Source organism: Rhizobium sp. WYCCWR10014 (assembly GCF_001657485.1).
Taxonomy (GTDB): domain Bacteria; phylum Pseudomonadota; class Alphaproteobacteria; order Rhizobiales; family Rhizobiaceae; genus Rhizobium.
On record NZ_LXFU01000048.1, the window covers coordinates 16,278 to 39,383 of the forward strand.

At 61.0% G+C, this 23,106-nt stretch carries 20 protein-coding genes; 12 read left to right on the top strand and 8 right to left on the bottom strand.

Annotation, left to right across the window (positions count from 1 at the left end; genetic code table 11):
• Positions 1 to 109: 109 nt before the first annotated feature.
• The 3 genes from A6U98_RS26095 to A6U98_RS26105 all read right to left on the bottom strand — a co-directional run bounded on the left by A6U98_RS26095 (position 110) and on the right by A6U98_RS26105 (position 2,937).
• Positions 110 to 1,411, bottom strand: coding sequence for a L,D-transpeptidase family protein (locus tag A6U98_RS26095; RefSeq protein WP_003558304.1), 1,302 nt, complete (start codon positions 1,409 to 1,411; stop codon positions 110 to 112).
• A gap of 444 nt (positions 1,412 to 1,855) precedes the next feature.
• Positions 1,856 to 2,371, bottom strand: coding sequence for a MarR family winged helix-turn-helix transcriptional regulator (locus A6U98_RS26100; RefSeq protein ID WP_003547156.1), 516 nt, complete (start codon positions 2,369 to 2,371; stop codon positions 1,856 to 1,858).
• A gap of 128 nt (positions 2,372 to 2,499) precedes the next feature.
• Complete coding sequence (locus tag A6U98_RS26105; protein ID WP_064653904.1) at positions 2,500 to 2,937, bottom strand: DUF6163 family protein; 438 nt, start codon at positions 2,935 to 2,937, stop codon at positions 2,500 to 2,502.
• A gap of 233 nt (positions 2,938 to 3,170) precedes the next feature.
• On the opposite strand from A6U98_RS26105, the gene hemB reads away from it, so the two are divergent.
• The 6 genes from hemB to A6U98_RS26135 all read left to right on the top strand — a co-directional run bounded on the left by hemB (position 3,171) and on the right by A6U98_RS26135 (position 7,367).
• A complete protein-coding gene (gene hemB, locus A6U98_RS26110; protein WP_064653905.1) occupies positions 3,171 to 4,184 on the top strand; it encodes a porphobilinogen synthase in 1,014 nt (337 codons plus the stop codon).
• A 170-nt stretch (positions 4,185 to 4,354) separates the two neighbouring features.
• Entirely contained in the window at positions 4,355 to 4,813 is a 459-nt protein-coding gene (locus A6U98_RS26115) for an RDD family protein (RefSeq protein WP_003547150.1), read from the top strand.
• 219 nt (positions 4,814 to 5,032) lie between these two features.
• Entirely contained in the window at positions 5,033 to 5,809 is a 777-nt protein-coding gene (locus A6U98_RS26120) for an arginyltransferase (protein WP_018241509.1), read from the top strand.
• Positions 5,810 to 6,697: a DMT family transporter gene (locus A6U98_RS26125; protein WP_064653906.1), complete on the top strand. Its 888-nt coding sequence runs from the start codon at positions 5,810 to 5,812 to the stop codon at positions 6,695 to 6,697.
• A 59-nt stretch (positions 6,698 to 6,756) separates the two neighbouring features.
• On the top strand, positions 6,757 to 6,978 hold the full coding sequence (locus A6U98_RS26130; RefSeq protein ID WP_064653907.1) for an AbrB/MazE/SpoVT family DNA-binding domain-containing protein: 222 nt from the start codon (positions 6,757 to 6,759) through the stop codon (positions 6,976 to 6,978).
• Positions 6,975 to 7,367: a type II toxin-antitoxin system death-on-curing family toxin gene (locus A6U98_RS26135; protein ID WP_064653908.1), complete on the top strand. Its 393-nt coding sequence runs from the start codon at positions 6,975 to 6,977 to the stop codon at positions 7,365 to 7,367. Before A6U98_RS26130 ends, A6U98_RS26135 begins: the two co-directional genes overlap by 4 nt.
• Here A6U98_RS26135 and A6U98_RS26140 read toward each other — a convergent pair.
• Positions 7,357 to 7,815, bottom strand: coding sequence for an SRPBCC domain-containing protein (locus A6U98_RS26140; RefSeq protein ID WP_062940722.1), 459 nt, complete (start codon positions 7,813 to 7,815; stop codon positions 7,357 to 7,359). The two genes, A6U98_RS26135 and A6U98_RS26140, sit on opposite strands and share 11 nt — an antisense overlap.
• A 324-nt stretch (positions 7,816 to 8,139) precedes the next feature.
• Positions 8,140 to 10,395, bottom strand: a complete 2,256-nt coding sequence (parC, locus tag A6U98_RS26145; protein WP_064653909.1) for a DNA topoisomerase IV subunit A — start codon at positions 10,393 to 10,395, stop codon at positions 8,140 to 8,142.
• A gap of 235 nt (positions 10,396 to 10,630) precedes the next feature.
• On the opposite strand from parC, the gene A6U98_RS26150 reads away from it, so the two are divergent.
• Positions 10,631 to 11,818 carry a hypothetical protein gene (locus tag A6U98_RS26150; RefSeq protein ID WP_064653910.1) on the top strand — a complete coding sequence of 396 codons (1,188 nt, stop codon included), beginning with the start codon at positions 10,631 to 10,633 and terminating at the stop codon, positions 11,816 to 11,818.
• 57 nt (positions 11,819 to 11,875) lie between these two features.
• Here the strand turns inward: A6U98_RS26150 and A6U98_RS26155 are convergent, their stop codons facing one another.
• Positions 11,876 to 12,517, bottom strand: a complete 642-nt coding sequence (locus A6U98_RS26155; RefSeq protein ID WP_082933992.1) for a TetR/AcrR family transcriptional regulator — start codon at positions 12,515 to 12,517, stop codon at positions 11,876 to 11,878.
• Positions 12,518 to 12,583: 66 nt separating this feature from the next.
• On the opposite strand from A6U98_RS26155, the gene A6U98_RS26160 reads away from it, so the two are divergent.
• Positions 12,584 to 13,753: a serine hydrolase domain-containing protein gene (locus A6U98_RS26160; protein ID WP_064653911.1), complete on the top strand. Its 1,170-nt coding sequence runs from the start codon at positions 12,584 to 12,586 to the stop codon at positions 13,751 to 13,753.
• A gap of 63 nt (positions 13,754 to 13,816) precedes the next feature.
• On the opposite strand, the gene aspS is transcribed toward A6U98_RS26160, so the two are convergent.
• Entirely contained in the window at positions 13,817 to 15,607 is a 1,791-nt protein-coding gene (gene aspS / locus A6U98_RS26165) for an aspartate--tRNA ligase (protein ID WP_064654157.1), read from the bottom strand.
• 254 nt (positions 15,608 to 15,861) lie between these two features.
• Between aspS and A6U98_RS26170 the strand changes: the two genes are divergently transcribed.
• The 4 genes from A6U98_RS26170 (at position 15,862) to A6U98_RS26185 (ending at position 21,277) form a co-directional block, all read left to right on the top strand.
• The gene (locus tag A6U98_RS26170; RefSeq protein ID WP_064653912.1) at positions 15,862 to 17,253 is read left to right on the top strand and encodes a multicopper oxidase family protein; all 1,392 of its coding nucleotides are present in this window, start codon (positions 15,862 to 15,864) and stop codon (positions 17,251 to 17,253) included.
• Positions 17,254 to 17,427: 174 nt separating this feature from the next.
• The gene (rnd, locus tag A6U98_RS26175; RefSeq protein ID WP_064653913.1) at positions 17,428 to 18,573 is read left to right on the top strand and encodes a ribonuclease D; all 1,146 of its coding nucleotides are present in this window, start codon (positions 17,428 to 17,430) and stop codon (positions 18,571 to 18,573) included.
• Between the two features lie 177 nt (positions 18,574 to 18,750).
• On the top strand, positions 18,751 to 19,812 hold the full coding sequence (locus A6U98_RS26180) for an adenylate/guanylate cyclase domain-containing protein (protein ID WP_064653914.1): 1,062 nt from the start codon (positions 18,751 to 18,753) through the stop codon (positions 19,810 to 19,812).
• Positions 19,813 to 19,918: 106 nt separating this feature from the next.
• Positions 19,919 to 21,277 carry an esterase-like activity of phytase family protein gene (locus tag A6U98_RS26185; RefSeq protein ID WP_064653915.1) on the top strand — a complete coding sequence of 453 codons (1,359 nt, stop codon included), beginning with the start codon at positions 19,919 to 19,921 and terminating at the stop codon, positions 21,275 to 21,277.
• 301 nt (positions 21,278 to 21,578) lie between these two features.
• Here the strand turns inward: A6U98_RS26185 and ppx are convergent, their stop codons facing one another.
• A complete protein-coding gene (gene ppx / locus A6U98_RS26190; RefSeq protein WP_064653916.1) occupies positions 21,579 to 23,099 on the bottom strand; it encodes an exopolyphosphatase in 1,521 nt (506 codons plus the stop codon).
• Positions 23,100 to 23,106: the final 7 nt, after the last annotated feature.

Below are 23,106 nucleotides of genomic sequence, written 5' to 3' on the forward strand. Positions count from 1 at the left end.
GGTCGCACGACACCGAAGCCTGACGCCGTACCAGGCAGCGCCTCACCGGACATAAAAAAACCGCGCCGGAAAGCGCGGTTTTCAATCACGATGCAAAGGTCGCCGCTTATTACTGGACCGGCTGTTCCATGCCGGCCGTGGTGTCGAGCGCCAGCTCGGCATTGCCGTCCATCTGATAGATGTCGTCGCGGAACTGGACAATGCCGTCGGGCATGCCCCAGGCGGAGATGTAGACAAAATAAACCGGAACTTCCGTGGCGAGCTTGACCGGCGTGTTGACGCCGGTTGCGATCACCTGCTCCATCTGCTGGCGGTTCCAGCCGGGGGTCTCGCGCAGCAGCCAGTTCGACAAGTCGCGCACGTTCTGGACGCGGACGCAGCCCGACGATTCAAAGCGCATCAGCTTGTTGAATAGGCCCTGCTGCGGCGTGTCGTGCATATACTCGCCGTTTTTGTTGTAGAAGTTGATCTTCGTCGACGCCATGGCGTTGGTCTTGCCGGGATCCTGACGGAACATCAGGTTCGGCGCCTCGCCATTCCAGTCGATGGTCTCGGGGGCGACTTCATTGCCCTTGCCGTCGAGCAGACGAATGGCATTCTTTTCGAGATAAGTCGGATCCTTGCGCATCAGCGGCATGATGTCTTTCTCGACGATCGAGCGCGGCGCCGTCCAGTAGGGATTGAGGATGACCTCGTAGATCTTGGAATTGACGAGATGCGTCGGGCGGCTTAAGCGGCCGACAACCGCGGTGTGACGCGTCGCGACACTGCCGTCTTCAACAGCCTCCACATAGGCGGCCGGGATGTTGACCATCAGGTGACGGCGGCCCAAGTCTTCAGGGAAGGTCTGCAGACGGACGACATTGGTGTTCAGCTGCTGCAGGCGGACATCGGCGGGGATGTTCATCGCCTTCAGCGTGAATTCGCCGAGAACGCCATCGGCCGGCAGGCCGTGACGCGCCTGGAAGCGCTTGACGGCGCCATCGACGTAGGAATCGAAGGCGTTGGACAGGCCGGCCTCGCGCGGCAGATCGCCGGTGATCGCGAGACGCTGGCGCAGCGCCTGGACGGCGGGAGAGCTGACGCCGAGTTGCAGACGCTGGTCTCCGGGATTGACCTCAGGCCAGCCGCCGGCTGCGGCGATCTGCTGATACTGCATGATCGCCTGCTGGGCGCTCGCGACCGATTGGGGCCCGAGAATCGGCGTGTTGGAAACCATGGCGGTCGCAGTGCGCGAAGCCGCCTTGGCGTCAAATTGGTCGTCCCAGTTGCCGCGGCGCGGCGCATTGATCAGCGTATCGAGCGCCGATTGCGCGAAAGCCGGCGCGGCAAGCGCGCCGGCGCCAACCGTTGCCGCGGACGCAAGGAAAGCGCGGCGCGAGAGTGCTTCAATTCCGTTTTTCTTCGACATAGTCCCAACCACTGACTGCGGCGATAAAGAGATGCCGCGGGCTCTTTGCGATATCACTGCGCTTTAACGCAGATCCCAGTCCATTCGTTGTCCCGGCGCATCAAAAAATTCCGCTTGCCCCATCACAAGATTGCGATGCGGCAGCCTGAACATTCCTGATCGGTCAATTGAAAGCGCCGGTTGTTAAGCCTTCCGCTGCCACACCAATATGGCCAATTCGTGTTGCCGGGCCGAAAGACGGACTTGCCGACTGCCGGAAACACGACGCAACGAACCATATGACGGGTAAAGCGTGCCGGTTAATAACGGCTAAAAAGCGGCTTGAATACCGGGCTTTGCGCTTGCCTGCCATGCGTTGCAAAGATGCCACGCGGATCAAACGGCAAAACCGGACGCGCAGGGACGCATCCGGTTTTGGTCAACCCTGGAAGGAGGTCAGGGGTCTTAGAGGCGATACAGGATCTGGTCGTTCCAGAAACGGTCCAGACGCTGGAGCAGCTTGTTCATCTGCGTGAACTCATCGGTGCCGATGCCGCCGACCTTGTCGATCGAGGCGATGTGGCGTTCGTAGAGCTTGGCCACCGTTTCGGCGATGTCCTGGCCGGTTTCGGTCAGGCTGATGCGGACCGAGCGGCGGTCGATGCGCGAGCGCTGGTGGTTGATGAAGCCGAGATCGACCAGCTTCTTGACGTTGTAGGAGACGTTGGAGCCGAGATAGTAGCCGCGCGAGCGCAGCTCGCCGGCGGTCAGCTCGGAATTGCCGATGTTGAAAAGGAGCAGCGCCTGGATGGCGTTGACGTCGCTGCGACCCTGACGGTCGAATTCGTCCTTGATGACGTCGAGAAGACGACGGTGCAGACGTTCAACGAGATGAAGGGATTCCATGTAAAGATCACGGATGTCGTGGTCCTGCTGGTCACGGAAGGTCGATACCGCCTGCGGCTTGATTTTCGTGTTCATGTTAACTGCCTCACTGTTTGTTTGGCGGTGTGTTTTCTTCCCGCCTTGAGTGAGACCCTATCGAATACATATAAAATTCGACTTAAACCGCAGGCTTAACGGAGCCTTACCGGTAACTCCACGTTGTCTCAGGGTAAATCAACACTTACCTGGCGGCGATGCCGGCGCTTTTCCAGCCAGAGCAGCAGGCGGAAAATCAAGTAGACCACGGCGACGATGACATGCAGCAGGATGATCAGCTGGTTGGGGCCGAAAATATTCGGCAGCAGGCCATACATGAGGATTTGTCCGCCAGCGGCCAGCACCCAGATGACCGGCCCCCAGGAGACGGTGAGCCAGAGGCCGAGGGAGGCGACGGGGAAGAGCACGGCGAGGCTGGTGCTCGCCACCTTCCACGGCAGGCTCAAAAGATCGAAGCGGCCGGCGCCGACCAGCGAATAGCCGACGAGCATCGCCCAGTATTGCAGGCCGAACCAGAAGCAGGATAGCGCAACCAGTCTCAGGAAGAGAATGAAGAGGATATCCGCCAGTGTGCGTTTCGGTATCGTCGGGGATTCGGTTTCCATAGCGCAGACATCGGTTTGGGGTTGCATCTTCATAAAGAACGCCGCGTGTCTGACAAGACGCGCTGGAGAACGCTTTATCACTTTGAGTTTGCGCATACCCCCGAAAAATCGATTCCGATTATCGGCATCATGCGCCAGAGGTTCTTCCGCCGCGGCCAATCGTCCGGTTTGGATTTTCCAGGCGCCATGATAATGAGCGCTCCGATAAATGGAATGGGCCAGGGACAGATATCATGCAGGACAGGACGCATCTCGTCGACGACATCACCGGCCATCGCCGCATGCGGCGCAACCGCAAGGCGGATTGGACACGCCGGCTGGTGCAGGAGAACCGGCTGACGGTCGACGACCTGATCTGGCCGATCTTCATCGTGCCGGGTTCCGGCATCGTCGATCCGATCCCGGCCATGCCCGGCGTCAACCGCATGAGCATCGACAAGGCCGTTGAAGCCGCACGCGAAGCGGCCGGCCTCGGTATTCCCGCACTCGCCACCTTTCCGAATATCGAGATGGAACTGCGCGACGAGACCGGCTCGAACAGCCTCGAGGCCAACAACCTGATCAATCAGGCGACGGCGGCGATCAAGAAGGCGGTGCCTAATATCGGCATCATCACCGATGTTGCGCTCGATCCTTTCACCAGCCACGGCCATGACGGCATCCTCAGAGGCGGCGAGATCGTCAACGACGAGACGGTCGACCAGGTGGCTCGCGCCGCCGTGATGCAGGCGGATGCGGGCGCCGATATCATCGCGCCGTCGGAGATGATGGACGGACGCATTGGCGCGATCCGCATGGCGCTCGATGCGGCCGGTCACCAGAGCGTCGGTATCATGAGCTATGCGACGAAATTCGCCTCCGCCTTCTACGGTCCCTATCGCGAGGCTATCTCGACGGGCGGGCTGCTGAAAGGTGACAAGAACACCTATTACATCGACCCCGCCAACGGCACCGAGGCGATCCGCGACGCGGCCCTCGACGTCGAGGAAGGCGCCGACATGCTGATGGTCAAGCCCGGGCTGCCCTATCTCGATATATGCTGGCGGATGAAGGAGGCTTTTGGCCTGCCGACCTTCGCCTACCAGGTTTCCGGCGAATATACGCAGATCAAGGCGGCGGCGATGAATGGCTGGATCGATGGCGAGCGGGCGATGCTCGAAACGCTGCTGTCGTTCAAGCGGGCGGGATGCGACGGTGTCCTCACCTATTTCGCGGTCGAAGTGGCGAAAATTCTCGCAAAGCGGTGATCGGAGCAAGTGTCCGGGGTTTTCGGACGACATCATGCTCCATTTCCTTGGTTTAGGTGCGGATGGCTTTGGGCCGATCCGGCCCAAAGCCATCCGCATCTGGGGCAGATTATTGCATTTCGCCCTGCCGATACCATATCAGCGGCATCGCTTTTCCTGAGGAGATTGAGATGAGCTACAACCCCAATCCGCTTTATGCCGCACCGGAGGACTGGCGCGCCTATAGCGGCGTGTTGAGCCGCCGGGTCTTCGCCTTCATCCTCGACTACGTCATCGTGGCGCTGCTCTGCATTCCCGCGGCGATCGTGCTGTTCTTCCTGTCGATCGTCACGCTGGGGCTCGGCTTCTTTCTCTACCCTGCCCTCTTCGTCATCGTCGCCGGCATTTACTTCGGCCTGACGGTGGGTGGGCCGAGCCAGGCCTCGCTCGGCATGCGCGCCATGGGGATCGCGATCGTGCGCGTCGATGGACGGCCGATGGATTTCATGACGGCGATCGTGCATCTGGCGCTGTTCTGGATCCTCAACTCGGTGCTGACGCCGCTCATTCTGCTTGCCGGCCTGTTTATCGAACGCAGCCGTCTCGTTCATGACCTGCTGGTGGGCACGGCGACGGTGCGCACGGCCTGAGACTTTGGCTGAGACTTTTGGCTCAAAGTCTAACTGCGATCCCGGGGCGGAGACGAAATAAAGTCTCCGCCTTATCTTTGCCGGCGGGCGCCGGCGCTCCATATCTAAAATTAGAAGACTGATATGAAGGGCGAAGAGCGCCCCGCTGTTGACGTTTTTTATTCTTAGGTCATGCTGTCAGGAAACGGCACGGTCTCGACAAGGAAATTTCCGCGACAAATGAATACGCAGACGACGCCATCACCGCAGTTTTATCTGACGGCTCCGGCTGCGTGTCCGTACCTGCCGCATGAGATGGAGCGAAAGGTGTTCACCCATCTGGTCGGCCCGCGCGCCGCCGAGATGAACGACATCCTGACGCAGGGCGGTTTCCGCCGCTCGCAGAACATCGCTTATCGCCCGGCCTGCGAATCCTGTCGCGCCTGCGTTTCCGTGCGAATTCTCGCCCAGGAATTCGAGCCGACCAAATCGATGAAGCGGGTGCTTGGCGCCAACTCCGATGTCATCGCCACCGAATTCGCAGCCCAGCCTTCCAGCGAGCAATATTCGCTCTTCCGACGCTATCTCGATTTTCGCCACCAGCAAGGCGGCATGTCCGACATGACCGTGCTCGACTATGCAATCATGGTGGAAGACACGCATGTGAATACGAGAATCATCGAATACCGCCGGCGCGAGGAAGGCTCGGGACTGGAGCAGCGTCCGAAGGGCGAGCTGCTTGCCGCTGCCCTCACCGACACGATGAGCGACGGGTTGTCGATGGTCTATTCCTATTTCAATCCGGCGCTCGAGCGGCGTTCGCTCGGCACTTTCATGATTCTCGATCATGTCAGGCGCACGAAGGCGCTGGGATTGCCGCATGTCTACCTCGGCTACTGGGTTCAAGGGTCGCGGAAAATGGACTACAAGACGCGCTTCCAGCCGCAGGAGCATCTGACCCCGCGCGGCTGGGAACGCTTCGATCCCTCGTCCATGCCCGAGAGCACCCACGACTGAATGTTCCCCACCGCTCTTTCCGACCATCGGAAGGGCCTGCTGCTGACGGCGATCGGCGGGCTGGCGCTTTCCGTGGATATCCCGCTCATGAGGCTCGCTAACGGCGAGATGTGGTCGATTTTGGCCGCGAGAAGCATCGCGACCCTTGGCGTGACGCTTCTGGTAGCCACAGTGCTCAGGATCGCCAACGGGCGATGGCCAGTGCTCGTGCCGGGGTGGCCGGGCCTCGTCACCGGCCTGCTCTACGGGCTGACGACGGTGGTCTTCCTTCTTGCCGTTTTCAACACGTCGACGGCCAATGTCGTTTTCATCGTCGCCTTCAATCCGATGTTCGCCGCCCTTCTTTCGTGGATTTTCCTCAAGGAGCGGCCGGCGCTCGCAACGCTGATCGCCATGGCAGCGATGATCTTCGGCGTCGGCCTGATCGTGCGGGACGGGCTTTCGGGCGACCATCTCTTCGGCGACAGCATGGCGCTGCTTACCGCCTTCATCATTGCCGCCGCCATCACCATCAGCCGCGCCTCGCGCCGGGAGATGGGCTTCGTCTCCCTGCTTTCGACGGTGCTGCCGGCGGCGGTCGGCCTGATCTCGGTCATGCCGGCAGGCGGTTTTTCGATCGAGCATCCCGCCTGGATCCTCTTCAACGGTGCGGTGATGATGCCGCTTGCCCTCTGGTGCCTGGCGACCGGGCCGCGTTACCTCTCCGCACCGGAGGTCGGCATGTTCTACCTGCTCGAAACCGTGCTCGCACCGATCTGGGTCTGGCTGATCTTTGCCGAAACGCCGACGACCATGACACTGGTCGGCGGCGGTATCCTGGTGGCGGCGATCGCGGCGCATTCCGCCTGGATGGTGCGGAGGAAAAGCATCGCTCAAATGGCAAGTTAGGACGTTGTCGCCTGCTCCGCCTCATGTTATAACTCCGTTACCACACAGAGGATGAAGCGATGAACGTCACGATCCGCAAGATCGGCAATTCCGAGGGTATTATCATCCCTAAAGAGGTGCTGCAGCGGTTGGGCCTGAGCAACGGCGACAGCCTCGAACTGCGAGAGGTCGAGGGTAATATTCAGCTTGTACCGGAATCCGCCGACCTTGCCGAGCAAATGCGGGCAGCCCGCATCGGCATGGAAAAATATCGGGTGGCGCTCCGCGAACTCGCAAAATGATACGGCTTAAATGGCTAAGCCGCCAGGCGATTGAAAATATGCATGACGAGCAGATCGCCGAGCATGGCGGTCTGTCTGGCCTGCGGGATGCCAATGCATTGGAAACCAGTTTGGCACGCCCGCTCAACAAAGCTGCATACGGCGAAACCGATATCTTCGTATTCGCTGCAGCCTATCTTTACGCCATTGTTAGAAACCACCCATTCGTGGATGGAAACAAACGGACCGGTTATCTCGCGGCGTTTGCGTTTCTCTACATCAACCGCTACGTCATCAATGCCGATAACGCGCAGGTCATTGCATTTGTGCTCGACGTCGCCGCCGGCGAGATCGACGAGGAAGGCGCTACCCGCTTCCTGCGGGATTTCACCATACCGCTCAGCCCGTAGCCTTGAACTGCTGCTGCTCCAATTCCCTGCCAAGACCTTCGACCACATGCGCCCAACCTTGCCGGGTCTTTTCCTCGTGTTCGGCCCATTCGGCGCACATTTCATGGGTCAGCGTCAAACGGCTGCCGCCGCCGAGAGGCTCGATGTTGATCTCGACGCGGTCGCAATTGTGATCGTGCTCCTCGACGGAGAAGCTGAAGACCATGCGCTGCGGGCGCTTCAATTCCAGGAAGACGCCCTGATGAAAGGCGTCGCCGGTCGGGCGGCGGTCGACGACGAAGAAACGGCCGCCGACTCGCGGATCGATATCGGCGCGGATGACATGACCGTCATCGGTCGCAAACAGGAAGCGGCGGGCGATTTCAGGGTTGAGCCAGGCGTCGTAGACGACGGCGGGCGGCACCCTATAGGTGTGGCTTACATGCAGTTTGATGGTGCTGGCGGGCATCGATTTTCCTCCGGTAACGCCGCGCACACTCCTCCCGTGCACGGCCTGCGGCCATTCCGTCCGCCTCCGGAGCCGGCCTGCTCATATTTTTGCTAACAGGATTGAGATAGGGGAATTGTCGCGCCCGCCAAGAGTCGGGCGCGGAATTTACTGCATCTAAGTTTTACAATGCCCCTTGCGCGTGTGAAAAGACGCGCGGCGCTGTCGTACCCTAGAGCATGATGCCGAAAAGTGTGAGCGGTTTTCGGACGACATCATGCTCTAACTATTTAATGTAGAACAGGATTCAGATTTTAGGCCGACCCGGCCTAAAATCATCCTGTTCTAGCCGGCGAATTTGCCGCTGCGCGGGAAGCCCTTCGGCACGGTGCGGCCAGCGGTGGCGCGGTCGGCCAGCCATTCGGCCAGTTCGTCCTTGTTCTTCGTGAAGGTGCGGCCGGCGCTGTCTTCCCAGACGAGACCATCTGATATCGCGAAGCAGCGGACATCGGAAATGCCGCCATCCTTGTAACGCTGCAGTCGCACGCCCTTGCCGCGCGACATTTCCGGCACCTGCGCCAGCGGGAAGACCAGCAGCTTTCGGTTTTCGCCGACGACGGCGACGTGGTCGCCGCTGACGGGCACGAGCAGCTGCGTTTCCTCGGGCAGCCCGACGTTCATGATCTGCTTGCCCTTGCGCGTATTGGCGACCAGCTCGGCCTCCGGAACGACGAAGCCGTTGCCGGCGGTAGAGACAATCAGCTGCTTGCGCGAGGGATCATGGACGAAAGCGGTCAGCACCGCCTGGTCGTTATCCATATCGACGATGATGCGCAGCGGCTCGCCGTGACCGCGGCCGCCCGGCAGTTTGTCGCCGCCGAGCGTGAAGGCCTTGCCGCCTGTCGTAACGATCAGGATCTTGTCCGTGGTCTGCGCCGGGAAGGCGATCTTCAAGCCGTCGCCTTCCTTGAAGGTCAGCGTCGCCGTGTCGGCGATATGGCCCTTCAACGCGCGGATCCAGCCCTTTTCGGAAATGACGACGGTGATTGGTTCCTTCTCGATCATCGCCTGCTGGATTGCTTCCTCGTCGGTCTCGGGCGCATCGGCAAACTGGGTGCGGCGGCGGCCGACCTCGGTCGCTTTGGCGAATTTCTTCTTCACTTCGCCGATTTCCCAGGCGACCGTCTGCCACTGCTTGTCGTCGGAGGAAAGCAGCGTTTCGATCTCGCCCTTTTCCTTGGTGAGCTCGTCGAATTCCTTGCGGATCTCGAACTCTTCCAGCTTGCGCAATGCGCGCAACCGCATATTGAGGATCGCCTCGACCTGATTGTCGGTGAGATCCCAGCGCGCCATCATGACCGGCTTCGGCTCGTCCTCCTCGCGGATGATGCGGATAACCTCATCGATGTTGAGGTAGGCGATCAGCAGGCCGCTGAGGATTTCAAGGCGTCTGTCGATTGCTGCCAAGCGGAAGCGCGAGCGGCGCTGCAGAACCTCGCGGCGGTGGTCCAGCCACTCCTTCAACACCTCGTTCAGCGCCATGACCCGCGGGATGCGGCCCATGGAGAGCACGTTCATGTTGAGCGGGAAGCGACTTTCGAGCTCCGTCAGCTTGAACATCGATTCCATCAGGATCGTCGGATCGACGCTGCGGGTCTTCGGCACCAGCACGACACGAATGTCTTCGGCCGATTCGTCGCGGATATCTTCCAGCAGCGGCAGCCTGCGGGCGATCAGCAGCTCGGCGATCTTTTCGATCAAGCGCGATTTCTGCACCTGGAAGGGAATTTCGGTGATGACGATCTGGTAGCCGCCGCGGCCGAGATCTTCCGTCTGCCATTTCGCCCGCACGCGGAAACCGCCGCGGCCGGTGCGGTAGCTCTCGATGATGCTGTCGCGGTTGTCGATGATGATGCCGCCCGTGGGGAAATCCGGGCCGGGAATGAATTCGACCAGCTTTTCGACGGTCGCATCGGGATGTTTGATCAGATGCAGGGCGGCGTCGCAAAGCTCGTGCGCATTGTGCGACGGGATGGAGGTCGCCATACCGACGGCAATGCCGGATGAGCCGTTGGCGAGCAGGTTCGGGAAGGCGCCGGGAAGGACGACCGGCTCGGAATTGGATTCGTCGTAAGTGTCGCGGAAATCGACGGCATCCTGGTCGATGCCTTCGAGCAGCAGTTCGGAGACCGCCGTCATCTTCGATTCGGTGTAACGCATGGCGGCAGGGCTATCGCCGTCAATATTGCCGAAATTGCCCTGGCCGTTGACCAGCGTGTATCGCTGCGAGAAATCCTGGGCGAGACGGGCAAGCGCATCGTAGATCGACTGGTCGCCGTGCGGATGATAGTTACCCATCACCTCGCCGACGATCTTGGCGCATTTCCTGAAGGCCGAGTTCGGCCTCAGCCCCATCTCGTTCATCGCATAGACGATGCGGCGGTGAACGGGCTTCAGCCCGTCGCGCACGTCTGGCAGGGCGCGGTGCATGATCGTCGACAGCGCATAGGCAAGGTAACGCTGCTCGAGCGCCGCCTTGAGGTCGACCGGTTGGATATGATCGTCGTCTCCGCCTGAAGGCGGCAAAATCTCTTGTCCCATAGGTTCTGACTAGCTCAGAAGAGGCCGGCGGGCAAGGAATCGGGGCCATTGCAGCTGTGGATGAAGTCTTGGGAGTGACATCAAAGGATGAGACAAACGCGCCGCCGCAATTTGGACTTCGTTTGCCGTTCCTCTCAACAAAAATTTAGAGGTCCGCAAATATAAAGCAGGCCCAATCCGTAGTAGCGTCACTGCAGATTTCCAACCGCCACCACGCCACCAGAGGAATCACCCCATGAACTTTTACCGGACAACGCGGCTGATGCTGTCGAGCGCAGCCTTTTTCTCGCTCGCCGGCTCGGCTTTCGCTCTCGACGGCGCCGATCTGCTGAAGAAGCTCAATGCCGCCTATGCCGCACAAGGCGGAACGATTTCGGCTGACAGCGTCGATATCGACGGCACGACCGCGACGCTGAAGAATGTCAGCGTCAAATCGGCCGGCGGCGAAAGCCTGGCCGTCGGCGAAGTCACCCTTTCCGGCGTCGAAGAAGACGAGGATGGCGGCTATTACATCGAAGAGGCCGCCTTCCCCGATATCAACACCACGAAAGACGGCGTCACGGTAACGGCGCAGGAGCTGACGCTCGGCGGCATCTCGATCCCGGCAACGCCGGGCGGCGACACGCTCGATACCATGATGCTCTACGAAACTGCCCATACCGGCCCACTGAAGGTGGTCAAGGATGGGGCGGAATTGTTCTCGGTGCTCGAAAGCGACGTCAACCTGACGCTGCGCGAAGACGAATCCGGCTTCGATTTCGACGGCGCCTTCAAAAGCATGAAGGCCGATCTCAGCAAGGCTGAGGATCCGCAGAGCAAGGACGCGATCGAGAAGCTCGCCCTGCAGCACATCCAGGGCGACATCACCATGAAGGGCGCCTGGGAACTGGCCCCCGGCACGATCGACATTTCAGAATTCGCCTTCGACTTCACCAACATCGGCAAGCTGAACCTTGGCTTCAAGATCTCGGGCTACACGATGCCCTTCGTGAAGTCGCTGCAGGATGCGATGAAGCAATCCGAAGCCAACCCGAACAAGGAAGAATCGCAGCAGGCTCTCGGTCTTGCCATGCTCGGCCTTATGCAGCAGTTGTCCTTCGAAGCCGCGCAGGTGCGTTTCGAAGATGCCTCGATCACCAAGCGCGCGCTCGATTATGCCGGTGCACAGCAGAACATTTCCGGCAAGCAGATGGCGGATTCGCTGAAGGCGATGACGCCGATCATGCTGGCGCAGCTCAATATCCCGGAACTGCAGAACGCCGTTTCGGCAGCGGTCAACACCTTCCTCGACGACCCCAAGAGCCTCACTGTCAAGGCCGCTCCCGAAAAGCCGGTGCCGTTCCCGACGATCGTGGGCGCCGCCATGGGCGCTCCGAACACGCTGCCGCAGGTGCTTGGCGTCAAGGTTACCGCCAACGACTGATTGCTTCGATCTTGCGATCAAGGCCCGGCAGTCGTGAACTGCTGGGCCTTTTCGTTTTCAGGCGCGGTGGCGGCCGACCTCGGCGATGGCGAGGGCTGCGAGATCAAGCAGTTCCTCTAGCGATGCACCGTCCCTCGCCTGCACCGACATGCCCTGGATGATGGCGCCAAGAAACCGCGCCAGCGCGCGGGGATTCGTTTCTGCCTTCATGTCGCCTTCGCGGATGCCACGCTCGATCCTTGCCGTGAAAGCGTCCAGCGACCGACGACGCATCGCCGCAACATGGTCGGCGATCACGGCGTTCTCGCTGGCGCAGTTCAGCACAGCCGTCGAGATCATGCAGCCTTTCGGATGCTCCGGAGCCGAGAAAATCGCGGCCGAGCCCCGCAATATGCGCTCGAAGGCGGAGACGGTGTCGATCGGCTCGCCGAGCGCGGAAAACGTATCGGCGCCCAGCCCTCGGTATTGCTCCAGTGCGGCGCGATAGAGATCTGCCTTCGAGTTGAAGGCGGCATAGAGGCTTTGCGGCGTGATGCCCATGGCGGCGGTGAGATCGGCGATCGAGGCGCCCTCGTATCCATGCGCCCAGAAGGTCTCGCGCGCCGCCGACAGCACGGTCTCGCGGTCGAAAGCCGGCGGGCGGCCGCGGCGGCGAGCGGTAGAATTTTTCACGTCAGTACTATTTTTCACAACGATCACTCTAGAAATTCAAGGCGGCTTTCTATATTCAGGAACGGTCATTGTGATTATAGAAGGTTTAATCTGATGAGTCTTCCCCTCGAAATGGCAGACGCCGACAGGAATTCATCGCTGGGAGCAGCGGTCGATGCGGCCATCACAAGCGCGCTCGACGACAAACGGCTTGTGGGAACGGTGGTATTCGTCGCCCGCGACGGAGAGATTGTCCATCGCCGCGCCGCCGGCTTCGCCGACCGCGAGAACGGTCTGACAATGCACGAGAACACCATCTTCAGGCTTGCCTCCATCACCAAGCCGATCGTCACCATCACCGCGATGCGGCTCGTCGAGCAGGGAAGAATCGGGCTCGACGACCCGGTGACGAGATGGCTGCCGGAATTCCGGCCGAGGCTGCCTGACGGCGGCGAACCAACGATCCGCATCCGCCACCTGCTGACCCATACGTCCGGCCTCGGCTATAGTTTCTCCGAAGAGGACGGCGGTCCCTATGGCCGCGCCGGCGTTTCCGACGGCCTCGCCGAGCCCGGACTGCCGCTCGCCGAGAACCTGCGGCGGATCGCCAGCGCACCGCTGCGCTTCGCACCGGGCAGCGACTGGCAATATTCCGTCGCCATGGATGTTCTGGGCGGCGTCATCGAGGCGGAAACGGGAGTGCCGCTGGGCGAGGCCGTCGCTGATCTGGTGACGAAACCACTCGGCCTTGCCGATACCGCGTTTTCGGTGCGCGACCGCAGCCGGCTGGCAGCGGCCTATATGAACGCTTCACCGGAGCCGGCGCTGATGGGCGAAAATGCGGTGGTGATGTCGCTGATGGGTCCGATCCGCTTCGCGCCGAACCGCATCTTCGACCCCGCCTCCTATCATTCCGGCGGCGCCGGCATGGCGGGAACGGCGGGTGACGTGCTCGCCATACTCGATACCATCCGCAGAGGAGGCGCACCGCTGCTCTCGACCGAAACCGTAGGGATGATGATAACGGATCAGGCAGCTGGCCTCCGCCAGCAGCACGAGCCCGGCTCCGGCTTTGGTTTCGGCTGGTCAGTCATCACCAATCCGGCCGAGGCAGGCGTTCCCTTCCCCAAGGGCACGCTGAAATGGGGCGGCGTCTACGGCCATAGCTGGTTCATCGACCCGGTCAATGGCCTGACGGTCGTTGCGCTGACCAACACGACGCTGGAGGGCATGTGGGGCAAGTTCACGGTCGATCTTCGCGAGGCGATCTACGCGGCATTGTGAGCGACCGAACCAAACGAAAAGCCCGGCGATTTGCCGGGCTTTTGCATTCGGGATCAGACGATCTCAGTCTTTCTTGACCGGCGGGATCGGCCGGATCGAGAGTTCGCGCAGCTGTGTCGGGCTTGCCGGGCTCGGCGCGCCCATCAGAAGGTCTTGGGCCTGCTGGTTCATCGGGAAGAGCGAGATTTCGCGCAGGTTCTTCGCGCCGACAAGCAGCATGACGATACGGTCGATACCGAAGGCAGCGCCGCCATGCGGGGGCGCGCCGTACTGGAAGGCGCGGTACAGGCCGCCGAAACGATCCTCAACGTCCTGCTGGCTGAGACCGACCTTCTCGAAGGCGGCGACCATGGTTTCCGGCGACTGGTTACGGATCGAGCCCGAGGCAATTTCGAAGCCGTTGCAGACGGCGTCATACTGGAACGCCTTGATGGTCAGCGGATCCTGGTTCTGAAGCGCTTCGAGGCCGCCCTGCGGCATGGAGAACGGGTTGTGCGCGAAATCGACCTTCTTTTCTTCCTCGCTCCATTCGAAGAACGGGAAGTCGACGATCCAGCAGAGTTCGAAACGGTCGCGATCGACAAGGTTCAGCTCTTCGCCGGCCTTGGTGCGGGCTTCACCGGCAAACTTGTAGAACTTCGCCGGATCACCGGCAACGAAGAAGCAGGCGTCACCGTCATCGAGGCCGAGCTGGGTGCGGATCGCGTCGGTGCGCTCCTCGCCGATGTTCTTTGCAAGCGGGCCGGCGCCCTCGAGCTTGTCACCTTCCTTGCGCCAGAAGATGTAGCCGAGGCCAGGCTGGCCGGTCGACTGCGCCCAGGCATTCATGCGGTCGCAGAACGCTCTGGAACCGCCGGTCTTGGCCGGAATAGCCCAGATCTCGACCTTCGGGTTGGAGGCGATCATGCCTGCGAAAACCTTGAAGCCGGAGCCGGCAAAATGCTCGGTCACGGCCTGCATGACGATCGGATTGCGCAGATCGGGCTTGTCGGAGCCATATTTGCGGATCGCTTCGTCATAGGGAATGCGCGGCCATTCCTTGGTAACCGGCTTGCCTTCGGCGAATTCCTCGAAGATCGAGGTCATCAGCGGGCCCATGGTGTTCCAGACGTCTTCCTGCTCGACGAAGCTCATTTCGAGGTCGAGCTGGTAGAATTCGCCGGGCAGGCGATCGGCGCGCGGGTCTTCGTCGCGGAAGCACGGCGCGATCTGGAAGTAGCGGTCGAAGCCCGCCACCATCAGCAGCTGCTTGTACTGCTGCGGCGCCTGCGGCAAGGCATAAAAGGTGCCGGGATGGATGCGGGAGGGCACGAGGAAGTCGCGCGCGCCTTCCGGCGAGGAGGCCGTCAGGATCGGCGTCGTATATTCGGTAAAGCCGACATTGCCCATTTCGCGGCGCATGGCCGAAATGACCTGGGTGCGCTTGACGATGTTCTTGTGCAGCGTTTCGCGGCGAAGATCGAGGAAACGATACTTCAGGCGGACGTCTTCGGGATAGTCCGGCTCGCCGAAGATCGGCAGCGGCAGTTCCTTGGCGGCGGAGAGGACTTCGATCTCCTGCGCGTAAAGCTCGATCTCGCCGGTCGCCATCGTCTTGTTGACGGTGTCGTCGGTACGCGCCTTGACGAGGCCGTCGATGCGGATGACCCATTCTCCACGCACGGTCTCAGCCATCTTGAAGGCCGGGCTATCAGGGTCGGCGACGACCTGGGTGATGCCGTAATGGTCGCGAAGGTCGATGAAGAGAACGCCGCCATGGTCGCGAACGCGGTGAACCCAGCCGGAGATACGGACGGTCGAGCCGACATCCGACTTGCGGAGGGCGGCGCATGTGTGGCTGCGATAGCGATGCATGATCTTAAATCCTGGCATGTGGCTTAAGACGGCAGCAAGGGTTCCAAGACCCTCAAGCGCCGACAAGAAAATCGGGCGGAAAAGCGCATGGACGCTCCGATTTGTCAAGGCTTGGCGCACGCGCCCGAGCGTTTGACACGCGTTTATGGCGAGGCTGCGACCGGTATGCTGCGGCAGTTTGGCCGCGCTTCCTGTATTGATGAAGATGCCGGTCAACTTTAAAAGGATCGGCATTCTCACCGTGGAGCATCCGCATGCCTCTCCTTAGCCGCCGCAACCTTCTCAAGGCATCCGCTGTGGCGGGCGCCTATGGCGTCGGCATCGGCATTGCCGGTAAATTCGGATTTGCCGAGGCGGCTCCCGAGCCGCAGCTGCTGACGGCGGTGAAGACCGAGGCCATGCTGACCGAGGTGGGACCGACCAGGGATATCATGAGCTGGGGCCATGACGGCATGCCGCCGGTTCTGAGAATGACAAAGGGGCGACCCTATGCGGCGCGGCTGAAAAACGGGCTCGACGAGCCGACGACGATCCACTGGCACGGGCTTCGCATCGACAACCGCATGGACGGCGTGCCGTTCATGACGCAGCCCTATGTCTATACCGGCGACAGCTTCGACTATGCCTTCACGCCGCCCGATGCCGGCACCTTCTGGTACCATCCGCATTGCAACACGCTGACGCAGATGGGCCACGGCATGACCGGCGTCATCGTCGTCGAAGATCCGGCCGATCCGGAATTCGATGCCGAGGTGGTGCTGAACCTGCGTGACTGGCGGCTCGGCGGCAACGGACAATTCATCGCCCCCTTCCGGCCGCGCGACGCTGCCAAGACCGGCACCTACGGCACGGTGCGCACCGCCAACTGGCACCAGGAACCGCGATATGACGCGCCGGCCGGCGGGCTGGTGCGGCTGCGCATTGCCGTGACCGACGTGACGCGGATCTTCTCACTGAAGATGGAAGGCGCCGACGCCGCCGTCATCGCGATCGACGGCAATCCGGTGCCGAAGCGTTTTTCCCTCGACCTCCTGCAGATCGGACCGGGTCAACGGCTCGATCTTGCCGTGCGCATGCCGGATGGTGAAGGTGCGGTCGCGACGCTCGAAGATATCCGCGGCACGGCGCCGAAGACGATCGCCAGCCTGCGCGCGGTCGGATCATCCTTGAAGCGCGCCATCGGCGATCTCGGGCCGCTTGTCGACAATCCCGTCCCGAAGGCCGATCTAACCGCTGCCGAGCAGATCCCGCTGATACTGAGCGCCACCGCCGAGAATTCCGCCGTCGAAAGCATCTGTGGCACGCTGGGCTACAGTTTCTGGGCCATCAACAAGGTGCCGTGGCCGGGCGATACGCCCGATCCGACGGCTCCGCTTGCGGAATTGAAGCTCGGCAAGAGCTATGTCTTCAATCTGGAAAATACCACGCCGCATGCCCATCCGATCCATCTGCACGGGATGAGCTTCACGGTGATCTCCTCCTCGACGCGGGAGGTGATGCCGCTCACCTCCGATACCTATCTCATCCAGCCGGACGAGAAGGTGCAGCTTGCCTTCGTCGCCGACAATCCCGGCGACTGGCTGCTGCATTGCCATATCATCGAGCATCAGAAGACGGGGATGACGAGTTATCTCAGGGTAAGCTGAGGCAGTGCGCTTTCGCCGTGGTTGCGGCTGTGCTTCGCGCCGGCGTTCGCGCCTTGCCTCAGTTTGGACGTGATTCTTCGCCAGCAATGCTCGAAGCGTATGCTGTTGTATTGACATATCGAACCGAAAGGAGAAGGAAGGTTTAACCGACCTTTTCCTTGCGAATGAAATGATATGATCGAAACCACCGCCGATTTGGCGGCCGCCTGCAAAGAGCTGGCCAAGTCCGACTTCATCACCATCGACACCGAATTCCTGCGTGAAACGACCTTCTGGCCGGAGCTCTGCCTGATTCAGATGGCAAGCCCGACGACGGAAGTTCTCGTCGATCCGCTGGCCAAGGGCATCGATCTCGCCCCCTTCTTCGAGCTGATGGCCGATACGAAGGTGCTGAAGGTCTTTCATGCGGCGCGCCAGGACATCGAAATCATCTTCAATCGCGGCAATCTCATACCGCATCCGATCTTCGACACGCAGGTCGCGGCCATGGTCTGCGGCTTCGGCGACAGCGTCTCCTATGACCAGTTGGTCAGCCGCATCAAAAACGTCCATATCGACAAGTCGTCGCGCTTCACCGACTGGAGCCGCCGGCCGCTCTCGGACAAACAGCTGGATTATGCGCTGGCCGACGTCACCCACCTGCGCGACGTCTACCTGTCGCTGAAGGCGGAACTCGATCGCGAAGGCCGCACTTCTTGGCTCTCCGAGGAAATGGACATTCTCGAGTCGCGCGAAACCTACGACATGCATCCCGACGATGCCTGGCAGCGGCTGAAGATGCGCCTGCGCAAGCCGCAGGAGCTGGCGATCCTGAAATATGTCGCCGCCTGGCGCGAACGCGAGGCGCGAGCCCGCAACGTGCCGCGTTCGCGGGTGCTGAAGGATGATGCGATCTACGAGGTCGCCCAGCAGCAGCCCAAGGACACCGAGGCTCTCGGCCGCCTGCGCACCATTCCGAAGGGTTGGGAGCGCTCGACTTCCGGCGCCGCGGTCATCGAGGCCGTCAACACCGCTCTTGCTCTTCCGAAGGCCGATATGCCGCATGTGCCACGCCAGGCGCAGGCGCCCGAAGGTGCCGCTGCTGCCGTCGAATTGTTAAAGGTGCTGCTGAAGCTGATTTCGGAAAAACACGGCGTGGCGCCGAAGGTGATCGCCAATAGCGAAGATCTCGACAAGATCGCCGCCGAGGGCGAGAAGGCCGAAGTCGCTGCCCTACACGGCTGGCGGCGCGATCTTTTCGGCGAGCCGGCACTGCAACTGATCCAGGGTGCGATCGCTCTGCGCTTCGTCGACCGCAAGGTCGAAACCGTCAGCCTCTGAGGCGACTGCATTACGCCTTAAATCGGCATCGATTTAAGGATAAAATTATGCAGTCATTCACATGCTACAGCGCCGCACGTCTGAAAAAGATGCGCGGCGCTGTAATTTCGAATTCGCTTGACGGTTTTTTCCGGCCTGAAACAATGGCGGGAAGAAACATCACGGCGCAGAGGCGGCATGCGGGAAATATCTCCGACACAGAATTGGATCCTGATCACGATCGTCCTAGCAGCCAGCGGCGTCGTCTATGATCTGATGTTCTACTCCAATCAAACGCCGATCATCGGGGCGATCTTCGCGCTCTTCATCGGCATGCCGATCCTCGCCTTCGAGCGCAAGGTGCTGTTTCGAGCACTTTACAGGCGCATCCAGAAGCTGCCGACCTTCGCCTTCATCATCACCGAGCTCCTGATCTACGAAATCCTGATGAGCATCGGCTTTGCCTGCGCCGGCCTGCTGCTCTGGTCGCTCGGCATGGTGAAGCCGGTGTCGCTCCTCGACCTCGTCATCATGCCGTTCGAAGTCTTCCTCTATGCGCTGGCGGTCTGCACGATGCTGATCTTCGTCTTGCGTGTGCGAGAACTGCTTGGTCGTGAAGTTTTCCTCAGCATGCTCATCAGCCGCTACCGCAATCCAGTCCGGGAAGAGCGCGTTTTCCTGTTCATCGACCTCGTCGATTCGACGGCTTTTGCCGAAAAGCACGGCGACCTCAGGGCGCAACAGCTGCTGAGCTCGCTGTTTGCGACCTTTGCCGAGCCGGTCAGGCGCCACAAGGGCATGATCAACGACTATGTCGGCGATGCAGCGATCATCACCTGGCCACTTGCCCGCGGCGTCAAGAATGCGCGCTGCGTGCGCTGCATCTTCGATATCCTTGCCGATATCGAAGCCAATGCCGCCGGCTGGCGGAAAAATTATGGACAGGTGCCGAAGCTCCGCGTCGCTCTTCACGGCGGCGAGATCATCACCGCCGAAATCGGTGTCGATCATCATAAGATCAGCTATTTCGGCGATACAGTGAACACAACCGCCCGGCTGGAGGCGCTCTGCCGCAGTCTAAACCGATCGGTACTGATCTCCACCGAGCTTGCCCGGCGCATAAATTTTCCCGACGACATATCCTGCGAGGATCTCGGCACCCATGCCGTGAAGGGCCGCGGCCAGGCGCTCGGCGTCATGGCGCTTTCCTCGCGCGCGGTCACCGTGCTGAACACGCCGGCGGTCATTCTGCACGGCTGAGCAACGACTCTACCGGACGTCACCAAAGCTTCACCCAACCGTCAATTCGCTGACATTAAAGCCCTGCTAAGCGGAAGGCCTTTGCAATCCGCTTCACGGGGATATTATGAAGAACATCCTTTTTGCTTCCGTATCGCTTTTCATCTTGCTCGCGGGCTCCGCTTCGGCCGACCAGCAGCAGTTTCCGGCCAAGCTCGCCGGCCAGGCGATCCTGCCTGCCAACACCATGGTTCCGGCGCCGGCCGATGCCCCCGAATTCCTCAAGCATTCTGGCAAGTTTACGACGCCGGACCGCAAGCGCACCGAGGCGCTCGGCACCGTTCCCGGTAAGGATGGCGCCCGCGTTACCGATCTGAAGCTTCCTTTCGACGGCCAGCCGATCCAGGGCTTCTCCGGCGTCAAGACGATGGCCGACGGCACCTTCTGGACGCTCTCCGACAACGGCTTCGGCTCGAAGTCCACCTCGTCGGACTCCATGCTCTTCCTACACCAGATGAAGTTCGACTGGGCCGGCAACAAGGCTGAAGTCGTCAAGAACCTCTTTCTCTCCGATCCGAACAAGATCGCTCCGTTCCCGATCGTTCTCGAAGGCACCGACACGCGTTATCTCACCGGCGCCGACTTCGACATCGAATCGATCCAGCCGGTTGCCGACGGCTTCTGGCTCGGCGACGAATTCGGTCCCTACATCCTGAAGTTCGACACTTCAGGCCGCCTCACCGACGTCATTCCGACGACGCTCGACGGCAAGCCGGTGCTTTCGCCCGACAATCCGCTTCTCTCGGTTCCGGCCAACCCGGCCGCGAAGATGCCGGTCTTCAACCTGAAGCGCTCCGGCGGCTTCGAGGGCCTTGCCATGTCGAAGGACGGCGCCAAGCTCTACGGCCTGCTCGAAGGCGCCATCTACAAGGAAGACGGCACGGTGGAAACGGTCGACGGCCACACCGCCATCCGCGTCATCGAGTTCGATGTCGCTTCGAAGAAGTGGACCGGCCGCAGCTGGCTCTATCCGTTCGAGGACAAGGGGGTGTCGATCGGCGACTTCAACATGCTCGACGACACCACCGCTCTCGTCATCGAGCGCGATAACGGCGCCGGCACGACGGACAAGGCCTGCGCCGACCCGAAGCAACCGAAGCCGGATTGCTTCGAAGCTCCGGCCGTGCTGAAGCGCGTCTACAAGATCGAGTTTAACGATGCCAATGCCGGCAAGGCGGTCCGCAAGATCGGCTATATCGACCTCCTGAACATTCAGGACACCGACAACAAGAAGAAGGCCGGCAGCAAGGACGGCGTCTACGATATGCCGTTCGTGACGATCGAAAACGTCGACCGCGTCGACGCCACGCACATCATCATCGGCAACGACAACAACCTGCCCTTCTCGGCCGGCCGCGCCGTCGACAAGGCCGACAATAACGAGTTCAGCCTGCTCGAGGTTGGCGAGTTTTTGAACGCGAAGTAGGTTCGGGGTTCTGGTGTGAAATGCGGAAGGGCGGCGCGAAGGTGTCGCCTTTTTTGGTTTTGGGGGTGGTTAGATATTTGGCGGTGTGCCAGACCAGCCCCCCTCTGCCCTGCCGGGCATCTCCCCCACAGGTGGGGAGATCACAAGCGGCGAAATCTTCCCGCCATGTCAACGTCTCGCCGAGCTGCAATGGATATTTGGTTGGGAGAGCCAGCGCGCCCAGCCGATCTCCCCACCTGTGGGGGAGATGCCCGGCAGGGCAGAGGGGGGCTGGTAGGGCACAACGGCCCGCAAACCAGACCTATTCGAACCGAAACGCCAACCGCTTGTTCGTCAACTTCGAAAGCTGCTGCAGGCGGCCGTCCAGGCGTTCGCCGGCGAAATCGCGGTATTCGGGGGGCACGACGAATTCGAGGTCTAGGTCCGGGCTCGAGGATTTGCGGAAGGTCAGGTTCTTGACGATGCCGGGCATCGAGGCCGAGAAGAGGTAGACGACGCGCAGCATGCCGCCGAGCAGCTTGGCGCGCTCGATGAGCTGTGGCGTGGCGATCTGCGCCAGCGGGCCGGTGGCGCCGTCGTCATGCAGGCCTTCGAAACGGTAATAGTTGGAAAGCGCGATGAAAGCGCGGCCGGGATGACTGATTCCGACGAAGGAAGAGTGGGCGATGACGTTCAGCGCCTGCAGGCCGCGATAGTCAGGATGAGCGCGCCAGCTGATATCGGCCAGCAGACAGGCGGCCTGACGGTAGCGGCTTTCCTCGTCGGTTTCCTGGATGCCGAAAAGGGGCATCATGCGACCAGTCCATTCCGCCAGCTCGCGGGCATGCTCCGGCGAACGGGCACGCAGGATCGCCAGTTCGCCGGCGGCGGCCAGCAGCGGATCGGCGCGGCGCTCGGCCTCCGACAGCAGCGAATAGAGATATCCCTCGCGCACACCCTGCGCCGAGAACGAAATCAGCGACGGCTTCATCGCGCTCAGCACTTCCTTCATGGCGATGGCGCCGAAAGGCAGCAGCGAACGGCGGTGCTTGGAAACGGCCTGCAGCGCCGGCTCCTTGGAATCGCGCGCGCTCACCACCTGGTCGAGGAACAGCATCATCGCTTCGAGCGACACCTCATAGCCCTGCATCATGTGCAGCGGATATTGGGTGATTTCCATGTGCAACTTGGCAATGTTTCGCCAGGTGCCACCGACGGCGTAGAAGGTGCGCCCCTCGCCTTTCGACAACAGCTTTGCCGTTTTCAGCTGCTTGCGGGCAAAAGTCTGGGCCTTGGAAAGCGAGCCGCCGGCATATTCCGACAGGCGCAGACCACCAAGCGGCAACGTGATGCCCTTGCCGAACTCCTTACCCTTGATATCGATCAGCTCCAGCGAGCCGCCGCCGAGATCGCCGGCAATGCCGTCAGGATTATAGAAACCGCTGATGATACCGAGCGAGGCGAATTTCGCCTCCTCCTCGCCCGAGAGCACGCGGACTTTGCGGTTGAGGATAGTTTCGGCCTGGTGGATAAAATCAGGACCGTTGCTCGCCTCGCGCGCGGCCGCCGTCGCCAGCACATACATGGTGGCGGCGCGCGCCTGGTCGGACAGAGCCTTGAAACGGTGCAGCGCCGCCAGAGCCCGCGCGACGCTGTCTTCATCCATCTTGCCGGTGAGGGCGACGCCCTTGCCGAGGCCGCAGAGGACCTTTTCATTGAAGAGGACTGTCGGCGAACGGGACATACCTTCGTAGACGACAAGACGAATGGAATTCGATCCAATATCGACGACGGAGACCGGGGCGATCCCCGGAAGGCGCCCCTGGGCTTCAGATTCAACCATTTAGGTC